The sequence below is a fragment of the Bacillota bacterium genome, assembly GCA_023511835.1.
In the GTDB taxonomy this organism is placed as follows: Bacteria; Bacillota; Sulfobacillia; order JAIMAT01; family JAIMAT01; genus JAIMAT01.
The window spans coordinates 12926-34205 of the sequence record JAIMAT010000013.1 but is presented as its reverse complement, the minus strand read 5'-3'; the positions used below and the strand labels follow the sequence as shown (position 1 = coordinate 34205).

The following is a 21280-nucleotide window of genomic DNA, read 5'->3' as shown; positions in this document are numbered from 1 at the left end:
CCCGGCTCAGGCGCCCTCGCTCCGACCCGGCCAGCCGCCCGCGGCTGCGGCCGCAGCCGCCGCCTCCGGCTCGCGGCGCAGCGTCAACACCAGCAGACCGGCCACCAGCAGACTGGCGATGAGAAAGAGGAGGCCGCTCAGGAACTGGCCGGTCGCCTTGTTCAGGTAACCCACCGCGAAGGGGCCGACGAAGCCGCCCAGGTTGCCCACCGAGTTGACCAGCCCGATGCCCGCCGCGCGGGCGTCGTCGGTGAGAAAGGTGGAAGGCAGCGACCAGAAGGGCCCGAAGGCGCTGTAGATGCCGATGGCGGCCAGCGTGAAGAAGGCGAAGGCGAGGACCACCTGGCCACCGGCCAGCGCGCTGATCAGCAGCGCTGCCGCCCCCGCGACGATGGCCGTGAACAGGTGGAACTTCCTCTCGCCCGTCCGGTCGGAGTGCCGGCCCGCCAGGATCATGGCGACCAGCGCGGGGATGTAGGCGGCGGCCGTCAGGAGGCCCACCAGCAGGTCGTTCTGCGAGGTGGTGATGTGCTTGAGGATCGTGGGGAACCAGATGCCGAAGCCGTAGAAGCCGGTGATCCAGAAGAAGTAGATCAGCGCCAGCCGCCAGGTGTCCCAGCGCAGGAGACCCTGCCAGAGCGTCAGCTGATGGCGCTGGCGGACGGCGGCCGTCTCGCGCTCCAGCTCGCCCTCAAGCCAGCGCTTCTCCTGGTCGGTCAGCCAGCGCGCCTCGGCGGGACGGTCGGCCATCAGCCAGATGTTCAGGAACCCGAGAACCACGGCGGGCAGCCCTTCCAGGATGTAGACCCACTGCCAGCCGGCCAGGCCGAGCCAGTGGACATGCTGGAGAATGTAGCCGCTGACGGGTGCGCCCACGATGTTGGAGACGGCGAGCGCGCTCATGAAGAGCGCCACCGCTCGCGCCTGCTCTTCCTGGCGGAACCAGTGCGTCAGGTAGAGGATGATCCCCGGGAAGAAGCCCGCCTCCGCCAGACCCAGGACGAAGCGGACCAGGTAGAACTGCCAGGGCGTCCGGATGAAGGCCATCAGGATGGCGACGACCCCCCAGGTGACCAGGATCCGGGCGATCCAGCGCCGCGCGCTCCAGCGCTCCACCATCACCGTGGACGGGATCTCCAGGATGAAATACCCGAAGAAGAAGATGCCGGAGCCCAGGCCGAAGACGGCCGGGTCGAAGCCCAGCGCCTTGTTCATCTCCAGCGCCGCGAAGCCCACGTTGACCCGGTCCAGGTAGGCGACGATGTACAGGAGGAAGACGTAGGGGATGATGCGCAGCATCCGCTTGCGCTGCACCGATGCCGCGAGTTCCGACATTTTTCGCCCCTCCCTGTAGCGTTTCCGTTGGATTCGCCCGGTCGGGAGGGACTCCTGCGCGCGTCCGCGCTCAGCGGCCGATCCCCAGGCGCGGCCACCAGAGCAGAGCGGCGGCGACCACCAGCAGGACGTTGGCCGCCGTCAGCCAGAGGCCGGGACGCCACATCTCTTTCTGGAGGAGACCGCCCTGGGTGACGGCGACCATGTTGGAGACGGTCTGGACGGCCAGGAAGTAGCCGTTGTCGGCGGCCAGCGCCAGCGCCATCCCCCAGGCCAGGGGGTCCGCGCCGTGAGCACGCGCCAGCGAGACGACCAGCGGCGCCAGCACCACCACCTCGCTGGAGACGTTGCTCAGCACCAAGTGGAGCAGGTGGGTGAGGAGGGCGACCGTCAGCACGTCCCACCCCTGGCGGTCCAGGACGGCCGAGAGGGGACCGCCGGCCAGACCGCGGGCGACCCAGGCGGCGGCGCCCGTGTCGGTCAGGGCGTTACCCAGCCCGATGGTTCCGGCGACGGTCACCACCGTCCCCCAGTCGATGCGGGCGATCTCCCGCCACGGACCCACGCCGACGCCGGGCAGAGCCATGGCCACGCCGGCCAGGAGGGCGCTGACGGAGAGGGGGATACCCGTCTGGCTTCCCGTCGCCCAGAGGAGGACGGCCAGCAGCACCCAGGCGGCCGCGCGCCGCTCTTCCGGCGCCAGCGGGCCCAGCGCCTCGACCTCCGCCTGCAAGCGCCGCCGGAAGTCGCTTGGCGGCTCGGGGGCTGGAGCCGCGCGGCGGATGGCGGGAATCGCCGCCAGCATGCCGCCCAGCCAGACCGGCCAGGCGCCCCCCAGCCAGGTGAAATAGCCCACGTGGAGTCCTGCCGTCCGTGCCAGGACGGCGACGGTCAGGATGTTGCCCACCGCGGCCGGCAGCAGCCCTGTGTTGGAGACGTTGCCGCCGAAGGCGAGCGCCAGCATCCACTGGCGCCGCCAGGCCCGCTCGGCCTCGGGCGGGGCGCCCGTCTCCCGCCCGCGTTCGAGCATCGCCTCCACCACGGGCAGCATCAGCTGGGAGCGGACCGCGTTGGCGGGCACGCCCCAGGCCAGCACCTGGGGGAGGAGAAGCAGCCCCCATAGGGTGCCGCCGCGCCATGCGCCCGTCCGCCAGGCCAGCCCCAGCGCCACCCGCCGCGCCAGGCCGGAGAGCTCCACGCCGCGCGCCATCAGCATGCCGCCGATGAGCAGGATGGTCGCCTCGGAGGCGAAGCCGCTGAAGGCCAACGCCGGCTGGGCGGCGCCGCTCAGGACCAGCGCCACCACCACCAGCAGCGCCGCCACCGGCAGCGGCACGGGCAGGGCGGTCCAGAGGAGGACCGCCCCGGCGGCCACCGCCAGCGCCGGCCTGCCGGCGCCACCCGGCAGGCCGGGCCAGGCCGCCACCGCCAGCCCGACCAGGAGCGCCGCCAGCAGGCTGGCCAGGGCGCGGCCCGTGCCCTCGGCCGGCCGCGCCCGCGCGCGCGCGGATCTCACGCCCCCCGGCCGGCCGCCACCTGCGGCCCGCCGCCCGGCGCCCCGGCCGGCCGGAGCTCCACGTCGCGCAGGAAGACCGGCCGCCCGGCCTTGAAGACCGCCAGGATGTTGGAGCGATCTTCCAGAAGGCGGATGTCGGCCAGCGGGTCGCCGCGCACCACCAGCACGTCCGCCCACCGCCCCGGCTCCAGAATGCCCGCCTCCACCCCGAGCAGCTCCGCGCCGCTGCGCGTCGCCGCCACCAGCGCCTCCATGGGCGTCATCCCGGCCTCCACCATGAGGCCGAGCTCCGCGGCGTTGGCACCGTTCGGGTTGAAGGGCGTGCCGGCGTCGGTGCCCAACGCGATGCGCCCGCCCGCCTCGCGGACGCGGCGGAAGCTCTCCAGGTGCGCCTCGGCCCCCAGGCGCGCCTTGGCCACGTTGGCGGCGGGGATGCCGCCCCGCTCGCCGTGCTCCAGGATCCGGCGGACCGCCACCAGCGTGGGCACCAGCCAGGCGCCCCGCGCCTGCAACAGTTCGACGCACTCGTCGTCGAAGAAGAAGCCGTGCTCCACCGAGTCGACGCCGGCGCGGAGGGCGTTGCGGATGCCGCCAGTGGCCTGGGCGTGCGCCATCACCGGCTTGCCCACGTTGTGCGCCTCCTCCACCGCGGCGCGCATCTCCTCCTCCGTGAAGCCCCGCGCCCGCGGGCTGTCGCCCTCGGACATGACGCCGCCGGAGGCCATCAGCTTCAACTGGTCCGCGCCGCGCCGGAGCTCCTCGCGCGCCGCCCTCCGCACCTCGTCGACGCCGTCGGCCACGCGCCGTCGCAGAAAGAGCACGTCCTCCGGCCAGCCGTTGGCGATGTCGCCGTGCCCGCCGGTGATGGAGAGGGGGTAGCCTGAGGAGCGGATCCTCGGCCCCGGAAGACGGCCCTCCTCGACGGCGTCCCGGATGGCGTGGACCACCACGCCGGCCGCGTCGCCGGCGTCGCGGACGGTGGTGAAGCCTGCTTCCACCGTCTTCCGCGCGTTCTCGGCCGCCAGGAGCGTCAGCTGGGGCACGCTCCGCCGCATCTCGGCCAGGAGCGCCGCCGGCCCGGCCTCCGCGGTGGCGGTCAGGTGGACGTGGGCGTCGATCAGCCCCGGGAGGAGCGTGGCCTCGCCCGCCTCCAGGACCTGCGCGCCCTCCGGGTAGCGGAGCGCAGCCAGCGGTCCCGCCGCCTCGATCCGCCCGCTGGCGGCGTCCAGCACCACTCCCCAGCCCTCGAGCACCCTGCCGGCGCGCGTGTCGACGAGACGCCCGCCGCGGATGACCACCTTCCCGGCCTCGGACGACAAGAACATCCCTCCCGCCAGGAGGGCTTAGCCGGCGAGGTCGCCCTCCCCTTCCCGCGCGCGGCTCAGGGGCGGCTCAGCGGCTCAGGGGAGAAGGCGGAAGGCATCCAGCGCCTGCTGCGGGCCGAGGGAGAGGAGGCTGTGGCCGAGGGGGGCCAGCACCTGCACCACCTGCGAGTGGCGCAGCGCCGCCGACAGGCCGGCGAGGTGGAGCGGGCCGGCCGCCTGCAGCGCCAGGTCGGCCAGGACCGCCACCATCACCGCGGCGCCCGCCAGCTGGAGCGCCGCGCCGCCCACCCGGTCCAGCAGGGAGAAGCCCGGCAGCCGCCCCACCGTCCCGTGCAGGAGGCGGCCGACCACCTCCACCACCAGCTCCACCACGACCAGCACCAGGGCGAAGGCGAAGATCCAGACGAGGAAGCGGGCGGCCTGCCCCGCCTGGGCCGCCACCAGTCCGCCCAGCTGGCTCTCCAGCCAGGCCGCCAGGCGCGCGGCCGCCGACTGGCCGGCACCGCCGCCGGCCAGGACCGGCGCCAGCCTCCAGGCCAGGTAGAGTCCCAGGAGCCGGCCGGCCAGCCCGGAGGCGGCCAGCAGGAAGCCGGCCTGGAGACCGGAGGCCGCCTGCAGCACGAGAAAGAGCAGGACGACCAGATCGACGAGGCCGCCCGCCGTCATCCCGCCACCCCCGGGGCCATCCTACCTCCGTCCGGCGCTCAGGCCGAGAGCAGCTCGAGCCAGAGGCGGTGGACGCGCAAGTCCTCCGTCAGCTCCGGATGGAAGGTGGCCGCCAGCCAGCGTCCCCGCCGCACCAGGACCGGCTCCCCCTGCCAGCGGGCCAGCACCTGCACCTCGCCCGGGCGCAGCCGGACGAAGCGCGGGGCGCGGATGAAGACCGCCTCCAGCGGCGTCGGCGGCGAGCCGGCCAGCTCTGGCGCCAGCTCGGCCGGCTCCAGGCGCGCCACGAAGGAGTCCACCTGCCGCCCGTAGGCATTCCGCCGCACCGCGACGGGGAGGACCGCCAGCGGTCCCGCTTCCTCCCCCTCCACCTCCTCGGCCATGAGGATGGCGCCGGCGCAGGTGCCCAGGAGGCCCATCCCCGCTCCGGCGGCCGCGCGCAGCGCCCCCTCCCAGCCGTCCTGGGCGAGGAAGCGGCGCAGCGTGGTGCTCTCGCCTCCCGGCAGGACCAGTCCGCGGAGGCCCGCCAGCTGCTCCGGGCGCTTGACGCGGCGCACCTCGGCGCCCGCCTGCTCCAGCGCCCGCACGTGTTCGCGGACGTCGCCCTGGAGGTCCAGCACTCCCACCGGCGGCCGCGAGAGCCTCTCCTCCACGCCTAGATCCCCCGCTCCTGCATCCGCTGCGCGGGCTCCAGGGCGGCGGTGTCGATGCCCGGCATGGCCTCGCCCAGCTCCTGCGAGACCTCCGCCAGCACCTGCGGATCGTCGTAGTGGGTGGTGGCCAGGACGATGGCGCGGGCCCGCCGGGCGGGGTCGGCCGACTTGAAGATGCCCGAGCCGACGAAGATGCCGTCGGCGCCCAGCTGCATCAGGAGCGCCGCGTCGGCGGGTGTGGCGACGCCGCCCGCCGCGAAGTTGACCACCGGCAGGCGGCCCCGCTCGCGGGTCTCGCGCACCAGCTCCAGCGGCGCGCCCAGCTCGCGCGCCTCGCGTACCAGCTCCTCCTCGGGGAGCTGGACCAGGCGCCGGATCTGGGCGTTGACGCGGCGCAGGTGGCGCACCGCCTCGACGACGTTGCCCGTCCCCGGCTCGCCCTTGGTCCGGATCATGGCCGCTCCCTCGGCGATCCGGCGCAGCGCCTCGCCCAGGTCGCGGGCGCCGCAGACGAAGGGGACGCGGAAGCGCTCCTTGTCGATGTGGAACTCTTCGTCGGCGGGGGTGAGCACCTCGCTCTCGTCGATGTAGTCGACACCCAGAGCCTCCAGGATCTGCGCCTCGGCGAAGTGGCCGATGCGGACCTTGGCCATGACGGGGATGGAGACCGCCTCCATGATCGCCTTGATCCTGGCCGGATCCGCCATGCGCGCCACTCCGCCGGCCGCGCGGATGTCGGCGGGCACGCGCTCCAGCGCCATCACGGCCACCGCGCCCGCCTCCTGGGCGATGCGCGCCTGCTCGGGCGTGGTGACGTCCATGATGACGCCGCCCTTCAGCATCTCCGCCAGGCCGCGCTTCAGCAGCGGCGTGCCCTGGCTCTTCTGCCCGCCGGCCTCCGGCCGGGCCTCCTCGACCCCCATGGGGCTCCCTCCCGAGCGAGCCGGGACAGGGCGCGGGCGGCGCGCGAACCCCGGGCCGGAGGCCCGGGGCGGAGCGGCGGCGGATCGCTTGCGTTCGGGGGACCGGAGCGGGTCCAAAGCCCCCTCCGGAAGCTCGGACGCCTTCGCCCACTCCGACTGTACGGTCGGCCCCGGATTCGCACCGGATCACGCGTTGAGGCGGATGGGCTCGTCCCCCGCCCGCCTCCGGCCGCGGCTGAACCGCTGCCGGGGAGGCCTGCGGGGGCATCACCACCGATCGGGAATCGGGCGCCGGTCCGGCCGGCCCCCTCACCCTGCCCCGAAGGCTCAGCAGATTTGCCTCGAGCATAGGAGCGGCGGCCTCCGCCGTCAACGGCAGGCGGGCGGCCCCCGCTACCGGCGCGCAGGAAGCGCGCCCGACCCGCGGAATGGAACCGTGGCGCGGGGACCGGCGGGGCACGCCGGCTCCCGCGGGAGGTGAGAGACATGGAGGAGCTCGAGGCGATCCTGGAGGCCAACCGGCGCTACGCCGAGCGGTTCGAGCACGGCGGGCTGGCCGCCCCGCCGGCCCGGCGGCTGGCCGTGGTCACCTGCATGGACGCCCGCCTCGACGTGGAAGCCATGCTCGGCCTGCGCCCGGGCGACGCGCACATCCTCCGCAACGCCGGCGGCGTCGTCACCGACGACGTGATCCGCTCCCTGGTCGTCTCGCAGCGGCTGCTGGGGACGCGCGTGGTGCTCCTCATCCACCACACCGGCTGCGGCATGCTCGCCCTCCGCGACGACGACCTGCGCCGGCAGATCGAGGCCGAGGTGGGCATCCGGCCGCCCTTCGCCTTCGACGCCTTCGCGGATCTCGAGGCGGACCTGCGCCAGTCGGTGGCGCGCATCCAGGCCAGCCCCTTTCTTCCCTACAAGGAAGAAGTCTACGGCCTCGTCTACGACGTCGACAGCGGCCGCCTGCGCCGGGTGGTCTGAGGTGGACGGCGGCGCCCGCCCGTCTCGCCCGGCGGCCCGCCGCCCCCGCCGGGGGCGTCGCCTGGCCGCCCTCCTGCTGGGGGTGTTGCTGGCGAGCGCCGTTGCGCCCGCCGGCAGCCGGGCGGCGGACTCCCGGCCGCTGGTGGAGGTGCTCGCCTTCCGGGGCGCCGTCGAGCCGGTCAGCGCCGCCCTGGTGACGGCGCGCATCCGCCAGGCCGAGCGCGACGGAGCGGCCGCCTTCGTGCTGGAGCTGGACACGCCCGGCGGCGGCATGGAGAGCATGCGCCAGATCGCCCAGGCCATGCTCGCCAGCAGCGTGCCCGTGGTGGTCTACGTCTACCCCTCCGGCGCCCGCGCCGCCTCGGCCGGAACCTTCCTGGCCTACGCCGCCCACATCGCGGCCATGGCGCCCGGCACCGAGATCGGCGCGGCCAGCCCGGTGGGCGCCGGCGGCAGCCAGCTCAGCCCCACGGAGGCGGCCAAGGTCACCTCCGACGCGGTGGCCATGATCACCGCCTGGGCCGAGCGCAACGGGCGAAACGCCGCCTGGGCGGCCGAGGCGGTTCGCAGCGCCGCCTCCCTGCCCGCCCAGGAGGCGCTCCGCCAGCACGTGGTCGACGCCGTGGCGCCCTCCCTGGAGAAGCTGCTCCGCCAACTCGACGGCCGCGAGGTCGTGGTCGCCTCGGCGGAGGGCGAGCGGCGCGTCCGCCTCGACCTGGCCGGGGCCTCCGTCCGCCTCATCCCCGTGCCCTGGTGGACGCAGGCCGCCGAGGTCCTGGCCGATCCCAACCTGTCGCTCCTCCTGCTCTCACTGGGCTTCTGGGGCCTCGTCTCGGAGTTCGCCCATCCCAACCTGGCCGGCGGTGTGCTCGGCGGCATCGCGGCCATCCTCGGCCTCCTCGGGCTGGAGCTGCTCAGCGCCAGCGCCGTCGGCGTGCTTCTGGTCCTGGCTGGTCTGGCGCTCTTTCTGGTCGGCCTGAAGGTGCAGGCGCACGGCTTCGTGAGCGCGGCCGGGGCGCTGGCCTTCGCCCTGGGCTCGCTCTTTCTCTTCCCGTCGACGGGCGTCCCCGGTCTCCCCGCCCCCTCCCCGGCCCCGCTGCTGGTGGGGGGCCTGGTGCTCCTCTCGCTGGCGGCCAGCCTCGGCGTCGGCTGGCTGGTCCGGCGAAGCCGGCGGCCGGCGCTGGCGCTGGGTGCCGGCGGGCTTGTCGGCCTCCGCGGGCGCGTCCTGGAGCCGGTGCGGGCGCCCGGCGAGCGGCCGGCCGGCCTGGTGCGGGCCGGCGGCAGCGACTGGCGGGCGGTCCTGGCGCCGCCTCCCGCGGGGCAGGAAGCCGCGCCCGGCGCGCTCCCCCCCGGCAGCGAGGTGGAGGTGGTGGCGGTGCGCGGCCTGACGCTGGTGGTGCGCCCGGCAGGCCCGCAGCGCGCGGACGGCGAATGAGCAGGGAGATCCGTGAGAACGGCCGGAAGGCGGGTGGGGTCCGTGCCGGTCGGCAGCCTGATCCTGCTGCTCATCTTCCTCGTGCTGGTGGTCGCGGTGGCGCGCGCCACCGTCCACATCGTGCCGGAGTACCAGCGGCTCGTCGTCTTCCGCCTGGGGAAGTGCATCGGCCACCGGGGTCCGGGGCTGGTCCTGCTCATCCCCGTCGTCGACCGGCCGATGGCCGTCGACCTGCGCGAGCGTTTCCTGGAGATCCCCAAGCAGACCTCCATCACCAAGGACAACGCGCCCATCGGCATCGACTTCCTGGTCTACTCGCGGGTGGAGGATCCCGTCAGCTCGGTGGTCCGCATCACCGACTTCTCCAGCGCCGTCACGGGGTTGGCCACCACCAACCTGCGCGCGGTGGTCGGCGACCTCACCCTGGACGACGTCCTGGCGCGGCGGGACTACATCAACCAGACGCTGGCCGAGAAGCTGGACGAGGTGACCGAGGGCTGGGGTGTGAAGGTGACGCGGGTGGAGATCCGCGAGATCACGCCGCCCGCCGACGTCCAGGAGGCCATGGTCCGGCAGATGTCCGCCGAACGGGCACGCCGCGCCATGATCACCGAGGCCGAGGGCCAGAAGCAGGCGGCGGTGACGGTGGCGGAGGGCGAGAAGCAGGCGGCCATCCTGCGCGCCGAAGGATCGAAGCAGGCGCAGATCCTGGCCGCCGAGGGGCTGGCCACGGCGCTGGAGGCCATCTACGGCGTGGCCCGCTCCGTGGACGCCAACACCATGACGCTGGAGTACCTGGACGTCCTGCGCGGCATGGCCCAGGGTCCGGGCACCAAGTTCGTCATTCCCATGGAGTTCACGCGTCTTCTGGAACCGCTGCTGGCACGGAGCCGTCCGGCGGGCGGGACGGCTGCCGAAGCGGGACCGGCCGGGGCGGACGGCCCGCGCGGGTCCTAGGGCGAGCCCGGCGGCCGGCCCCCGCCGGGCTCAGCCGCGCCCCGCGGCCGGCGTCCCGGAGAACGGATGCACCCGGCGGAGGAGGAGCAGGAAGGGCTCGTCCCCGCTCTGCAGGACGGCCAGGCTCTTCTCCCCTGCCTCCACGCCGCCGAAGCCCTCCACCCGGACGGTCCGCTCGCCTTCGCCGGTCTCGAAGCGCAGGATCAGCCGCTGCCCGTACGGCCCGCCCTCGCCCCCGGCGCTCCCGGGCCCGTCGGAGCGCTCGATCTCCACCGCCAGCAGCCGCCCGGTGAACTGTTGGCGGCGCGGCACCTGGCGGTAGAGGGCGCGCCCCTCCTCGTCGAGGCCATCGTAGCTCCAGGTCACCCAGCGGTGCTCCACCACCAGTTCCTGGCCCAGCAGCGACTCCACGCGACGCAGCTCGCGCTGGTGGAAGGAGGCGTCGGAGCGCTCCAGGAGCCGCCCCGTCGCCCACGCCAGGAACGTCACCACCACGCCCGCCGCCACCGCGGGAGCCAGACTGCCCGCCCCGTCCCCGCCCGGCCCGGTCGCCCACGGCCAGAGAGCCGCCATTTGCACGGCCTTCACCCCCGGCGCCCGCCGGGCCGGCGCGCAGACGCCCGCCCGGCCCTCTTCCCGTTCCGAGGGTAGCCCGCCGCGGGCGCCGCGTAGATCCCACGCCGGTGGGCGGTGGCATCACACCTCCGGGCGATTTTCGCTGGGCTCCCCCCTCGCCCCCGCGGGCGCGAGGAAGCCTGCCGGGGACGGCGGGACGGCGCGGACCGAGAGACTTCAGGCGGGCTCGGCCGCCGCCGGGGCGGGCGCCGGCGGCGGGCCGCCGGCCGGCTCCGGCCCCCGACCGGATTCCAGGCGGAAGCGCCCCAGCTGCCCCTCCAGCGCCTCGCTCATCCGCGCCAGGTCGGCCCCCGTCTGCCGCAGCTCCCGGCTGGAAGCCCCCAGCTCCTCCACCGCCGCCTCCGCCTCCTCGGCCGCGGCGGCCGTAGCCTGACTGTCGGCGATCAGCGCCGCCATCACGTGGCCCACCTCGGCGGCTCCCGCCGCCATCTCCTCGGCGGCCGAGGCGTTCTCCTCTGCGGTGGCCGCGAGCCCCTCCATCACGGCGCCCAGTTCGCCGGCACGGCGCCGGGCCGCCTCGCTGCGCTCGGCGATGGAGCGGATGGCGGCGTCGGTCTCGTGGATGGCCCCGAGGATCGCCTCCAGGGCGGCCTGCGCCCGGTCGACCCCCGCCGCCCCCCGTTCGAGCCGCTCGTCCACTTGGGCGATGGCCCCGGAGGTCGCCTGCACTCCGCTGGCCATGCGCCCCAGCAGCTCGGCGATCTCCCGCGTCGCCTCCGCGGAGCGCTGAGCCAGCGCCCGCACCTCCTGGGCGACGACCGCGAAGCCGCGCCCGTGCTCGCCAGCGCGGGCCGCCTCGATGGCCGCGTTGAGCGCCAGGAGCTTCGTCTGTTCGGCCAGCCCGGCCACGGTCTCCACGATCCGCCCCACTTCCTCGGAGCGCTCGCCCAGTTCGCGCACGGCGGCGGTGGCTGCCGCGGAAAGCTCGCGCACGCGCGCCAAGTCGCCCAGCGTCGCCGCCACCGCCTCGCCGCCCTCCCGACCCGAGGCGGTGGCCCGTCGCGAGCTGGCCAGCGCCTCCCCTCCGCTCTCCGCCACCGCCGCCAGCGCCTGCCCGAGCGCCTCCAGGGTCTGCGAGGCCTCGCCCACCTGTGTCGCCTGCCGCTCCGCACCCAGGGCGATCTGATCGATGGCCTCCCGCAGCTGGGCCACCGCCCGCGCGGCCCTCTCTACCGCCTCCGCCTGACGGCCGGCCGTGGTCGCCACCCGCGTCAGCGCCTGGCCGATCGCCCCCGCCGCGCGGGCGGTCTCGTCGGCGGCTCCGAGCAGTACACGGGCCGTCGCCGCCAGTCGCTCCGCTCCGCTCCGCACCCCGCCCAGGAGCGCGCCGAGGCGCTCGACCATGCGGGCGAAGCCCCGCGCCAAGTCGCCCGTCTCGTCGTTGCCGCCGATCTTCCCCAGGTCGGCTTCCAGCTCCAGTTCGCCGCGGCCGACCCGACCCGCGGCCTCGGCCAGTCGCCGCAGGGGGGCGGAGAAGAGCCGCGAGAGCCAGAGGGCGGCCCCCAGGGCGACCAGCATGGCCGCCGCCGTCACGGCCAGCGTGGCCAGCACCGTCCGTCGCGCCGTCGCCTCGGCCAAGCCCTCCAGCCGTTGGGCCTCCTGCGTGGCGGCCCCCACCAGGGCGTCGGCCCCCTGGCTGACGACCACCCGCAGCGAGTGCAGGGTGGACGTCTGGCCGATCATGGCCAGCGTGTCGCCCCGCTGCCCGGCCGTACCCGCCTGGAAGAGCCGTCCCGCCTCGGCGTGGTAGGCGCTCCGCATCTTCTCCAGCTCGTCCAGCTGGCGCAGCTCGCCGGCCGTGGTGGCCAGGTCGCGCATCTGGCGGGCGGCGCTCTCCGACTGGCTGACCGCCGTCTCGAAAGCCGACTGATAGCTGGGATCGTCCGTCAGCAGGTACATGGCCACGGCTCGCTCGGCGTCCGTCTCGGCCTGGTTGAGCTGCCAGGCGGCCAGCTCCACGCGCTGCGCCCGCTCCGCAAGCAGGGAGTAAGCGGACGACTCAGCGCCGAGGCCGCCCGCCGCCATCCCCCCCACCAGCAGGACCAGCAGGTCCACCGCCAGGAAGGCTGCCAGCAGCTTGGCTCTCATCGTCCAGCGAAACCGGCGCCCGCCGGTCCCGCCGCCCCAAGCGGCCCCTCCGGCGGCCGGCTCCTTGCCCGCCACGGCGCTCACCCCTCACCCGCTCCATCGCCTCGCGGCAGGCGGGCGTTTAGCAGGGGCGGGCGGGAGCCGCCCGTCCGTCTACTTGACCGTGACGGCCTCGTTGACCAGCGCCGCCGCCCCCGAGAGCGGCTTCTTCTGGGGATCGACAAGCATGGCGGTGAGGGCGTGGCTGCCCGGCGAGGCGGTCACGGTCACCTGCAGCTGGTCCGTGGTCGCCACCGTCTTCCCGTCCAGCTGGACGACGACGAAGCCGTCCTGGCCGGCGCCGGGCCGGAACTGGTCGACGGCGAGGCGGACCGTGAAGGGCGAGGTGACGGTCGAGCCGGCGAAGGGCTCGAGGATGTGGACCGCCGGCCCTGCAGCCGGCTGCTGCGGCCCCGTGAAGGTCTGGCTGGAAGAGCCCGCCTGGGCCGCGGCCGCCGCTCCCGGCTGCGCGCCCCCCTGGGTGGCGGCCGGCGCGCTCCCGCCGCCTCCCCCACCCCCGCACGCGGCGGCCAGCGTCAGCAGTGCCGCCAGCGCCGCGGCCGGCAGCAGCCCGCCCGTCTCCTTCCGTGCCATACCCCGCACCGGCGGCACCTCCCGTGCTCTCGTCCGCGCCGCTCCCGCTGGCGGACGGTGAAGTGCTGTACCGATTCGAGCCCGCCCACGCTCCACCTTCCGGGTCGCCCCCCGCGCGCACGGCGGCCGCAGGTGCCGGGGCGGCCGCATAGGGGCGGCGGGCGCGTGGGAGAGTGAGGGGCGGCGAGGTGGAGACCCCTTGTCCCTGGCAGGCGGAGCGAGGACGGCTCCGCGCGCGGAGATCGTCCGGCTGCACCAGTTGAGCGACTTGGCGCACCGCGCCCTCTCCCTGGAGGTCGCCCTTCTCTGGGAGCTCAGCCGGCACCGCCCCTTGAGCGGGCGACCGGAGGCCGACGCCCTGCTGCTGGGCACGCTCCTGGGCGGCGCCGGGGCGGCCGACTTCGTCGAGCGGGCGATCCTCCTGCCCGGGTGGGGCGAGGGGCGTCTCCTCTGGTTCTCCTCGCTGGTGGACAGCCGCCTTCTGGATCAGGCGATCTACGGCGCCATCTCGGCCCGGCGCCCGGGCGGGAACGCGGCCGACGCCAGGCCGGCGCGGAGCGTGGAGGAGGCGGTTCGCGCCCTGGGCGAAGGGCGGGTGCTGGTGCTCCTGCCGGGCCGCCCAGCCGCGCTCGCGCTGGCGGCGCAGGGTCACGCCCGGCGCCCCGTCGGCGAACCGCAGAAGGAGACCGCCGTCCGCGGCTCGCGGGAGGCGTTCGTCGAGGACCTGAAGGACGACATCGCCCTGGTCCGGCGCCGCGTCCACGACCCGCGTCTGCGCGTGGAGCGCCTCAAGCTGGGCGGCCTCCGGGCCAGCGACGCCTGTCTCGTCTGGATCCAGGGGCTTTCCGACGACGCGCTGGTCAACGAGATGCGGCGCCGCCTGCGTTCCATCCGCCTCTCCCAGGTGCCGGACGCCCGCTATGTCGAGGAGCTGGTGACGGACGCGCCGCTCAGCCTCTTCCCCACCGCGCTGGTCACCGAGCGGCCGGACACCGTGGCCGCAGCGCTGGACGAGGGGCGGCTGGCGGTCCTGGTCGACGGCTCGCCCGAGGCGCTGATCCTGCCGGCCACGTTCTGGAGCTTCCTGCAGGCGGCGGACGACTACTACACGTCCTTTTGGATCGCTTCGTTCCTCCGGCTCCTGCGCTTCGGCATGACGCTCCTCGCCCTGGTCTTCCCTGCCTTCTACATCGCGGTCATCGCCTTCCACCCGGAGATGCTGCCGGGTGTGCTGGCCCTCTACCTGGCGCGGACGAGGCTGAACGTGCCCTTCCCGGCGGTCATCGAAGCCTTCCTGATGGAGTTGGCCTTCGAGACGCTGCGCGAGGCGGGCACGCACCTCCCGCCCAAGCTGAGCACCAGCCTCTCGGTGGTGGGCGCGCTGGTCATCGGCCAGGCCGTCGTCTCCTCGGGCCTAGTCAGCTGGCCCATCGTGGTGGTGGTCTCCGTCACGGCCATCGCCAACTTCGCCCTGCCCAGCTGGGAGATGGCCGCCGGCGTCCGACTGCTCCGCTTCGGGCTGATGCTCCTGGCCGCGCTCTTCGGGCTGCCCGGGCTCCTCGTCGGCCTGGCCGTGATCCTGGCCCACCTCAGCGGTCTCCGTTCCCTCGGCGTGCCCTACCTGGCCCCCCTGGTGCCGCTCAAGCGCGCGGCGCTGGCGGATACGCTTCTCCGTCTGCCGCACTGGTGGCCGCGCCGCCGCCCGGCGCTGCTGGAGCCGGGCGAGCCCGTGGCCGTGCCGCCGGGCCAGCGGCCCGAGCCGCCGGCCGCGGCGGGCACCGCCGGGAGCCCCCGCTGAGATGCGCCTCGCGGGCCGGAGCCGGGAGGCGCTCCTCGCCGGCGCGCTCCTGGCGCTCCTACCCCTGGCCGCCGGCTGCTGGGACCGGGTGGAGATCATCGACCGCGCCTTCGTGGCGGCGGCCGCCGTGGACGCGGCGCCGAACGGATACCGGCTGGCGGTGCAGATCGTCCTGCCGCAGTCGCTGGCTACACCGGGGGGCGATGGCGGCGGCTCCGGAGGCGGTCGGCCCAGCGTCGCCCTCCTCTCCGCCGAAGGCCGGACGCTGGCCGAGGCGGCCGGGCGTCTGGACCTGCAGGCGGCAGGCCGTCTCTTCTGGGGGCAGACGCGCCTGGTGGTGGTGGGAGAGGCGCTGGCACGGCGCGGCGTCGCGGGGGTGGTGGACTTCCTGGTGCGGAACCGCGAGAGTCGCCTGCGGACCGACCTGCTGGTCGCCCGTGGCACGGCCGCGCCCCTCCTCTCGCTGGCGCCGCCCTACCGCGACATCCCCGCCGAGACGCTCTACCAGGAGCTGCGGAAGGGGCGGGTGCCGCGCCTCTACGCCTTTGAGGCGGCTATCCGCCTGCGCGAGGCCGGTCGGGGCTTCCTCGCGCCCGCCGTAGACGTCGCCCGCCCGGGGCTCCCCCGCCCCTCCCCGTCGCAGGGCGGGACGCCGACGGTGGCGGCGGCCGCCCAGCCCGTGCTGGACGGCGCCGGCGTCTTCTCGGGCGACCGCCTAGTCGGCTGGCTCGACGCCCCCCTGGCGCAGGGCGCCCTCTGGCTCTCCGGGCAGGGCGTCGGGAGCCCGGTGACCCTCGCCTACGGCGGCCAGCCGGTGACGCTGCGCATCGAGCGGCTGGGCGTCCGGAGCCGGGCCGTGCGAAGCGGGGGACAGGCGCTGATCCGCCTGCGGATCGACGTCGACGACAGCCTGGAGGCGGCCTCCGGGCTAGAACTCCCGTTGGACCGGCCCGACTCGCTGGAACGGCTTTCCACCGCGCTGGCCGCGGAGGTGCGGCACCGTACTTTGGCCGCTCTGGCGGCCACGCGGCGCATGGGTGCGGACGTCTGGGACTTCGGCCATCTCCTGGCCGGCCAACAGCCGGGGCTCTGGGCCGGCGGCCTGGCGCGCGGCTGGCCCGCCGGGCTGCGCTCGTTGCCGGTCGATGTGCGGGTGGAGGCCGACATCCGCTCCCCCGGCAGGCTGGTGGGCAGCCTGCCCCCGGGCCGTGGCCGCCCCGCGCCCGGAGGGTGAGGAGTGGCGTGCGCGAGGACTGGGGAGTCGACGAGATCCAGGTGGCCTTCCTCGCCTTGGCCGTGGTCGCCCCCACGGCCATCCTGACGCTGCCCCGGATCCTGGCGCGGGTGGACGGGCAGGACGGGTGGGCGGCGGCCCTCCTGGGCCTGCCCGCCGGCCTCCTGCCGCTCGCCGCGCTGGGGGCGCTCGACCGCCGCAGTCCGGGGGCCACCTTCGGCGAGCAGGCCGCGGCCGAGCTGGGGCCCCTGGGCGGCCGTCTCGCCACCGCCGCGGCCGCCCTGCTCTTCGGCCTTCTGGCCGCGATCGTGACGCGCGAGGTGGCCGACGCCGTCCAGGCCGAGAACCTCCCCCGGACGCCGCTTCCCGCGGTGGTGGCGCTGGTCCTCTGGGCGCCGGTGGTGGCCGCCCGGCAGGGCCTGGAGACGATGGCCCGCTGGGCCCAGCTTCTCGTCGGCGGCGGGCTCTGTCTGCTGCTGCTCCTCCTCCTGGGCTCGGCCCGCGACCTGCACCCGGAGTACCTGCTGCCCCTCTTCGGCCACGGCTGGAGGCCGCTTCTGGCCGGGGCGGTGTCGCCCGCCTCGTTCTATGTCAAGTCCTTCGTCCTGGCCTACGTCCTCCCGTTCCGCGGCGGCCGCCGCGCCGCCTACGGGGCGGCGCTGGCCGGCCTGGGGGCGGGCGCCCTCCTTCTGGCCCTCACCGCGGCCGTCACGGTGGCCCTCTTCGGCCCGCTGGCGGCCTCGTTCCCCCAGCCGGTCTTCGAGGCGGCGCGGTTGATCGCGCTGGCGGAGTTCCTCACCCATCTGGACGCCCTGGCGGTGGCCGTCTGGCTCGCCCTGGGCCTGGCCAAGCTCGGGCTCGTCTTCCTCGCCTTCGTCCTGGCGCTGGCCGACCTTTTCGACCTCCGCCAGCCGCGGCCGGCGACGCTGCCCGCCGCCGCCCTGACCGGCGTCCTGGCCGTCGTCGAGTTCCGCTCCAACGTGGAGTTCCAGGATTGGCTCTTCACAGTCTGGCCCGCCGTCTCCGCGGGGCTCGTCCTCCTGCCCGCCGCGGTCCTGGCGGGAGGCCTGCTCCGGGAGCGGAGGCGGTCCCGGAAGACTGCCGTCACGGCCGGCGCCCCCCCGGACGGCCGCCCGGAGAGGGGGAAGTAGCGTGCTCTTCGCGCTGGCCATGTTTTTCCTCGTCGCCTGGGAGTGGCCGGGGCCGCGGCGCTGGCCGGCCGCAGAGCGCCGCTGCTTCTGGGCGCTCTGGAGCCTGGCGCTCCTCCTGGGAGCGGCCGTCTCGCTGGGAATCCGGCTCCCCACGCTGCTCGACTGGACGCCGCCGGCCTACCTGCGCTGGGCGGAGCGCTGGCTGGAGCCGCTCCCGGGGCAACGCTGGTGGTGGTGATTCCCCGGGAAACGTGGAAGCGGGCGCCCCGGCCGGGGCTGGCCGGGGCGCGAGACGGAAGCCGGCCGGTCGTTCAGCGGGCGGGCTGGCCGGCGACCGTCCGTGCGGCGAATTGCTCGATCACCGCCGGCAGCCAGGCCGGCAGGTCGGAGGGCTGGCGCGCCGTCACCAGCCGCCTGCGCTCGTCCACCACCGTCTCCCGGTCCTCGTACTCGGCGCCCGCGTTCCTCAGGTCCTGGGCGATGCTCCGATAGCCGGTCAGGCGGACGCCGCGGACCAGGTCGGCGCTGATCAGGATCTGGGGGCCGTGGCAGATGCCGGCCACCGGCTTGCCGGCGTCGAAGAACTCGCGCGTGAAGCGGAGCACCCCCGGGTGGGTGCGGATGGCGTCGGGGCCGTGCCCGCCGGGGAGGACCAGGCCGTCGTACGCCTCCGCCCTGGCCTCGTCCACCGGGCGGTCGATGGCCAGCGGGACGCCGTGCTTGCCCGTGACCACCTCGCCCGCGCGCCCGACGCCCACCACCTCGACGCGCGCGCCCTCTTCCTGGAGGCGGTAGTACGGGTAAAGCGCCTCAGAGTCCTCGAAGCCCGGCCCCACCAGCAGGGCGATCCTCTGACCGTCGAGCCTGCCCATGCGCATCCCTCCCGCGCCCTATGTTAGCCCGGCCCGGCCCGCTCACCACTCGCCCAGCACCACCGCCACCCGCGCCGGCCCGTGGACGCCGGTGGTCAGCTCGCCCTCGATGTCGGCGCTGCGGCTGGGCCCGCTGACCAGGTTGACCGCCGAGGGCAGGTCGCCCCGCCGGCCCGCCTCCCCGGCCAGCAGCCGGAAGCCGTCAGCCAGCGTCGCCACCAGCCGCGAGCGGCGCAGGAGCGCCAGGTGGGCCTCGGGCAGGAGGCTGACCAGCCGGCCCGTGGCCTCCCCCGAGTAGAGGGCGAGGGTGCCGGTCTCGGCCGCCGCCCAGGCCGCCCCGGTCACCCCCAGCGGCGCCTCGGCCGCCAGGCGGCGCAGGCGGGCCGCGCCCTCCCCCTCCGCCTCCCCGGGGAGGAGGCGCCACGCGACCGCCCGGAAGCCCAGGCCGGCCAGTTCCTCCTCCAGGCCGAGGGGAGCCAGCTCCGCCTCCGACCAGAGGAGGGCCGGCGGCGCCTGGGGTCCGGGCGACGCGCTGCCGCCCGCCAGCCAGAGCACGGCCTCGCGGAAGGCGGCGCGCACCGCCCCGGCGCCATCCCCGGCCAGGAAGAGCCTCCCGCCCAGCGCCTCCCAGCGCTCGCGGAAGGCCTGCGCCAGCTCCTCTCCCGTCATCCAGCCTCACCCCGGTTCCGGCGCCACCACTCGTGGAAGCTCTCCCCGGCCAGCGGCGCCATCTCCCGGCTGACGAACCAGCCGGCGAGGGGGCCGGGCGCCCCGGTCAGCCGCCCCTCCCGCCGCCAGAAGCGCTGGCCGAGCCGGCCCAGGCGGGCGGAGAGAAGGAAGCCGCCGGGGGTCGACCAGAGGCGGGACCAGAGCGGGAGGAGGCGGTCGAAGAGGCGGGGTGCCAGGCCGCGCCGGGTTTCCTGGCGGCGCAGGCGGAGGATGTGCCCGGGCAGGTCGATCTCCATGGGGCAGGCCTCGCCGCACGCATGGCACATGCTGCAGAGCGACTCCGGCAGCTCGGGCGCATGCTCGAGGCCCGCCAGAAGCGGCGTCAGCACCACGCCCACCGGGCCGCTGTAGACGCTCCCGTAGGCGTGACCGCCGCCGACGGCGCGGAAGACCGGGCAGACGTTGAGGCAGGCGCCGCAGCGGATGCAGCGCAGCACGTCCTCGAACTCGCTGCCCAGGAGATCGCTTCGCCCGTTGTCCAGGAGGATCAGGTGGAACTCCTCGGGGCCGTCCAGTTCGCCCGGCCGCCGCGGGCCGCTGAGCAGGCTGACGTAGGAGGTGAGCCGCTGTCCCACGCCGCTCAGCGGCGGCTGCTGGACCAGGTCGGCCAGCTCCTCCCACGTGGCCACCACCTTCTCGATGCCCACCAGGGCGATGTGGACGGGCGGGAGCGAGGTGACCATCCGCCCGTTCCCCTCGTTGGTGATCAGCACCAGCGTCCCCGTCTCCGCCACGAGGAAGTTGCCCCCGCTGATCCCGATCTCCGCCTCCAGGAACTCGCCGCGCAGGCGGCGGCGGGCGAAGGCGGTCAGCTCCGGCGGCTCGTCGCCCGCCGGCGGCTCCTCGCCCGTGCGCTCCGCCTCGCGCGCGAAGAGCTCCCGGATGTCGGCCCGGCTCTTGTGGGCGGCCGGCACCAGGATGTGGGCGGGCCGCTCGCCCGCCAGCTGGACGATGTACTCGCCCAGGTCCGTCTCGCGGACCTCGAGGCCGGCCGCCTCCAGGCGGTCGTTCAGCTCCACCTCCTCGCTGGTCATGGACTTGGACTTGACCACCCGCCGGGCGCCCCGCCGCCGCGCCACCTCCAGCACGTAGCCGGCGACCTCCTCGGGCCCGCGCGCGCGGAAGACGCGCCCCCCGCGCGCCTCCACGTGCCGGGTTGCCTCTTCCAGGAGCGCCTCCAGGTCGCCCAGGGCGCGGCGCTTCGCCTCCACGGCGCGGCGGCGCATCGCCTCCCCGCGCGGGAAGGTCCGGTAGGCCTCCCGCTTCTGCTCCTGGAGGCGGCGCGTGGCCCGGTTTGCCGCCTCGCGCAGCCGCGTCTCGAGCAGCGCCCGGCTCCGCCGCACCGGCCAGGGGGCGGGCGCCCGGGGTAGCCGGCCGCTCATCCCTCGCCACCCCCCGCCCGTTCGGCCGCCGGCCTCCCCGGCGCCTCCCGCGCGGCCAGCGCGGAGGCCCGGGCCAGCGCCGCCTCGCTCAGCCGGCCGCTCTCGGCCAGCTCCGCCGCCTCGGCCAGGTGGACCACCGGGAAGGCGTCGCCGCGGCGGCGCAGGCGACCGCCCAGGTGGAGAAGGCACCCCAGGTCGGCGCTGACCAGCGCCACCGCCCCGGCCTCCCGCGCCTCCTCCAGCGAAGCCAGCTTGGCGTCGGCCATCGCCGCCGAAAGCGAGGGCTCCACCAGCGAGAAGAGACCGCCGAAGCCGCAGCACTGGTCGGCCGCCGGAGGTTCCAGCGGCTCGAAGCCCTCCTGGCGCAAGAGGCGCAGCGGCGCCTCCTCCACGCCCAGGAGGCGCCGCATGTGGCAGCCGTTGTGGTAGGCGACGCGCAGCCCCGCGCCCGCCGGCCCTCCAGGGGCGGGCTCCCCCTCCCGCGCCTGCGCGGCCTCCGGTCCCGCCAGGAAGTGGCTCAGCTCCACCACCCGCGCCGCCAGCCGCTCCGCCCGCTCCCGCCAGGCGCGGGCCTCCGCCTCGCCGGCTCCCCGCTCCCGCGCCTCCCGCTCCAGCAGCCCGGGCAGCTCGGCGCGCACCATGGCGGCGCAGGAGCCGGAGAGCGCCACCACCGGCACCCCGTCGCCCGGCTCCTCGAAGGCCTCCACCAGGCGGCGGCCCAGCTCGGCCGCCTCCCGGTCGTGGCCGGCATTGAAGGCGAACTGTCCGCAGCAGGTCTGCCCCCAGGGGAAACGGACCCGCAGGCCGCGCCGCTCCAGCAGGCGGAGGGCCGCCACCGCCGCCTGCGGGCGGAAGAGGTCCACCATGCAGCTCGGGAAGAGATCGACGGCGCGGCCGCCGGCGGCGGCCGCCGCCTTCCGCTCACCCACCCGCTCCCGCCTCCTCTCGCAGCCGTCCGCCCCGCCGGGC

The 21280-nt window shown here is 75.5% G+C and carries 20 protein-coding genes; 7 read left to right on the top strand and 13 right to left on the bottom strand.

Annotated elements, in window-relative coordinates; genetic code table 11:
• Positions 1-6: 6 nt before the first annotated feature.
• The 6 genes from K6U79_04055 to pdxS all read right to left on the bottom strand — a co-directional run bounded on the left by K6U79_04055 (position 7) and on the right by pdxS (position 6418).
• Positions 7-1335 (bottom strand): MFS transporter, encoded by a 1329-nt coding sequence (locus K6U79_04055; GenBank protein MCL6521531.1) that lies wholly within the window; start codon positions 1333-1335, stop codon positions 7-9.
• 70 nt (positions 1336-1405) lie between these two features.
• Positions 1406-2851, bottom strand: coding sequence for an anion permease (locus K6U79_04050; protein MCL6521530.1), 1446 nt, complete (start codon positions 2849-2851; stop codon positions 1406-1408).
• Positions 2848-4170 carry an amidohydrolase family protein gene (locus K6U79_04045; protein MCL6521529.1) on the bottom strand — a complete coding sequence of 441 codons (1323 nt, stop codon included), beginning with the start codon at positions 4168-4170 and terminating at the stop codon, positions 2848-2850. Before K6U79_04045 ends, K6U79_04050 begins: the two co-directional genes overlap by 4 nt.
• 81 nt (positions 4171-4251) lie before the next feature.
• The gene (locus tag K6U79_04040) at positions 4252-4842 is read right to left on the bottom strand and encodes a CvpA family protein (GenBank protein MCL6521528.1); all 591 of its coding nucleotides are present in this window, start codon (positions 4840-4842) and stop codon (positions 4252-4254) included.
• A gap of 38 nt (positions 4843-4880) precedes the next feature.
• Positions 4881-5495, bottom strand: coding sequence for a pyridoxal 5'-phosphate synthase glutaminase subunit PdxT (gene pdxT / locus K6U79_04035; protein MCL6521527.1), 615 nt, complete (start codon positions 5493-5495; stop codon positions 4881-4883).
• Between the two features lie 2 nt (positions 5496-5497).
• On the bottom strand, positions 5498-6418 hold the full coding sequence (gene pdxS / locus K6U79_04030) for a pyridoxal 5'-phosphate synthase lyase subunit PdxS (GenBank protein ID MCL6521526.1): 921 nt from the start codon (positions 6416-6418) through the stop codon (positions 5498-5500).
• A gap of 486 nt (positions 6419-6904) precedes the next feature.
• On the opposite strand from pdxS, the gene K6U79_04025 reads away from it, so the two are divergent.
• The 3 genes from K6U79_04025 to K6U79_04015 are packed head-to-tail and all read left to right on the top strand — an operon-like array spanning position 6905 to position 9788.
• Positions 6905-7396, top strand: coding sequence for a carbonic anhydrase (locus tag K6U79_04025; protein MCL6521525.1), 492 nt, complete (start codon positions 6905-6907; stop codon positions 7394-7396).
• A 1-nt stretch (position 7397) separates the two neighbouring features.
• Positions 7398-8831, top strand: a complete 1434-nt coding sequence (locus K6U79_04020) for an ATP-dependent Clp protease proteolytic subunit (GenBank protein MCL6521524.1) — start codon at positions 7398-7400, stop codon at positions 8829-8831.
• Between the two features lie 42 nt (positions 8832-8873).
• On the top strand, positions 8874-9788 hold the full coding sequence (locus K6U79_04015; protein ID MCL6521523.1) for an SPFH/Band 7/PHB domain protein: 915 nt from the start codon (positions 8874-8876) through the stop codon (positions 9786-9788).
• Between the two features lie 30 nt (positions 9789-9818).
• On the opposite strand, the gene K6U79_04010 is transcribed toward K6U79_04015, so the two are convergent.
• From K6U79_04010 to K6U79_04000, 3 genes are all read right to left on the bottom strand, one after another.
• Positions 9819-10376 carry a hypothetical protein gene (locus K6U79_04010; protein ID MCL6521522.1) on the bottom strand — a complete coding sequence of 186 codons (558 nt, stop codon included), beginning with the start codon at positions 10374-10376 and terminating at the stop codon, positions 9819-9821.
• A 204-nt stretch (positions 10377-10580) separates the two neighbouring features.
• On the bottom strand, positions 10581-12512 hold the full coding sequence (locus K6U79_04005; GenBank protein MCL6521521.1) for a methyl-accepting chemotaxis protein: 1932 nt from the start codon (positions 12510-12512) through the stop codon (positions 10581-10583).
• Between the two features lie 153 nt (positions 12513-12665).
• On the bottom strand, positions 12666-13154 hold the full coding sequence (locus K6U79_04000; protein ID MCL6521520.1) for a hypothetical protein: 489 nt from the start codon (positions 13152-13154) through the stop codon (positions 12666-12668).
• A gap of 190 nt (positions 13155-13344) precedes the next feature.
• Here K6U79_04000 and K6U79_03995 point away from each other — a divergent pair, with 190 nt between their 5' ends.
• Genes K6U79_03995 through K6U79_03980 form a run of 4 tightly spaced genes read left to right on the top strand, consistent with a single transcriptional unit; the run spans position 13345 to position 17566 of the window.
• Positions 13345-14943 (top strand): spore germination protein, encoded by a 1599-nt coding sequence (locus K6U79_03995; protein MCL6521519.1) that lies wholly within the window; start codon positions 13345-13347, stop codon positions 14941-14943.
• Between the two features lies 1 nt (position 14944).
• On the top strand, positions 14945-16177 hold the full coding sequence (locus tag K6U79_03990) for a Ger(x)C family spore germination protein (protein ID MCL6521518.1): 1233 nt from the start codon (positions 14945-14947) through the stop codon (positions 16175-16177).
• A gap of 8 nt (positions 16178-16185) precedes the next feature.
• On the top strand, positions 16186-17328 hold the full coding sequence (locus K6U79_03985) for a spore germination protein (GenBank protein ID MCL6521517.1): 1143 nt from the start codon (positions 16186-16188) through the stop codon (positions 17326-17328).
• A gap of 1 nt (position 17329) precedes the next feature.
• Positions 17330-17566, top strand: coding sequence for a hypothetical protein (locus K6U79_03980; GenBank protein MCL6521516.1), 237 nt, complete (start codon positions 17330-17332; stop codon positions 17564-17566).
• Between the two features lie 73 nt (positions 17567-17639).
• Here the strand turns inward: K6U79_03980 and K6U79_03975 are convergent, their stop codons facing one another.
• From K6U79_03975 to K6U79_03960, 4 genes are read right to left on the bottom strand one after another with little or no spacing between them, the layout of a single operon-like run.
• Positions 17640-18200 (bottom strand): type 1 glutamine amidotransferase, encoded by a 561-nt coding sequence (locus K6U79_03975; protein MCL6521515.1) that lies wholly within the window; start codon positions 18198-18200, stop codon positions 17640-17642.
• 42 nt (positions 18201-18242) lie between these two features.
• On the bottom strand, positions 18243-18869 hold the full coding sequence (locus tag K6U79_03970) for a lactate utilization protein (GenBank protein MCL6521514.1): 627 nt from the start codon (positions 18867-18869) through the stop codon (positions 18243-18245).
• A complete protein-coding gene (locus K6U79_03965) occupies positions 18866-20311 on the bottom strand; it encodes a lactate utilization protein (protein ID MCL6521513.1) in 1446 nt (481 codons plus the stop codon). Before K6U79_03965 ends, K6U79_03970 begins: the two co-directional genes overlap by 4 nt.
• The gene (locus K6U79_03960) at positions 20308-21177 is read right to left on the bottom strand and encodes a (Fe-S)-binding protein (GenBank protein ID MCL6521512.1); all 870 of its coding nucleotides are present in this window, start codon (positions 21175-21177) and stop codon (positions 20308-20310) included. The genes K6U79_03965 and K6U79_03960 overlap by 4 nt, the downstream gene beginning before the upstream one ends.
• Between the last annotated feature and the right edge of the window lie 103 nt (positions 21178-21280).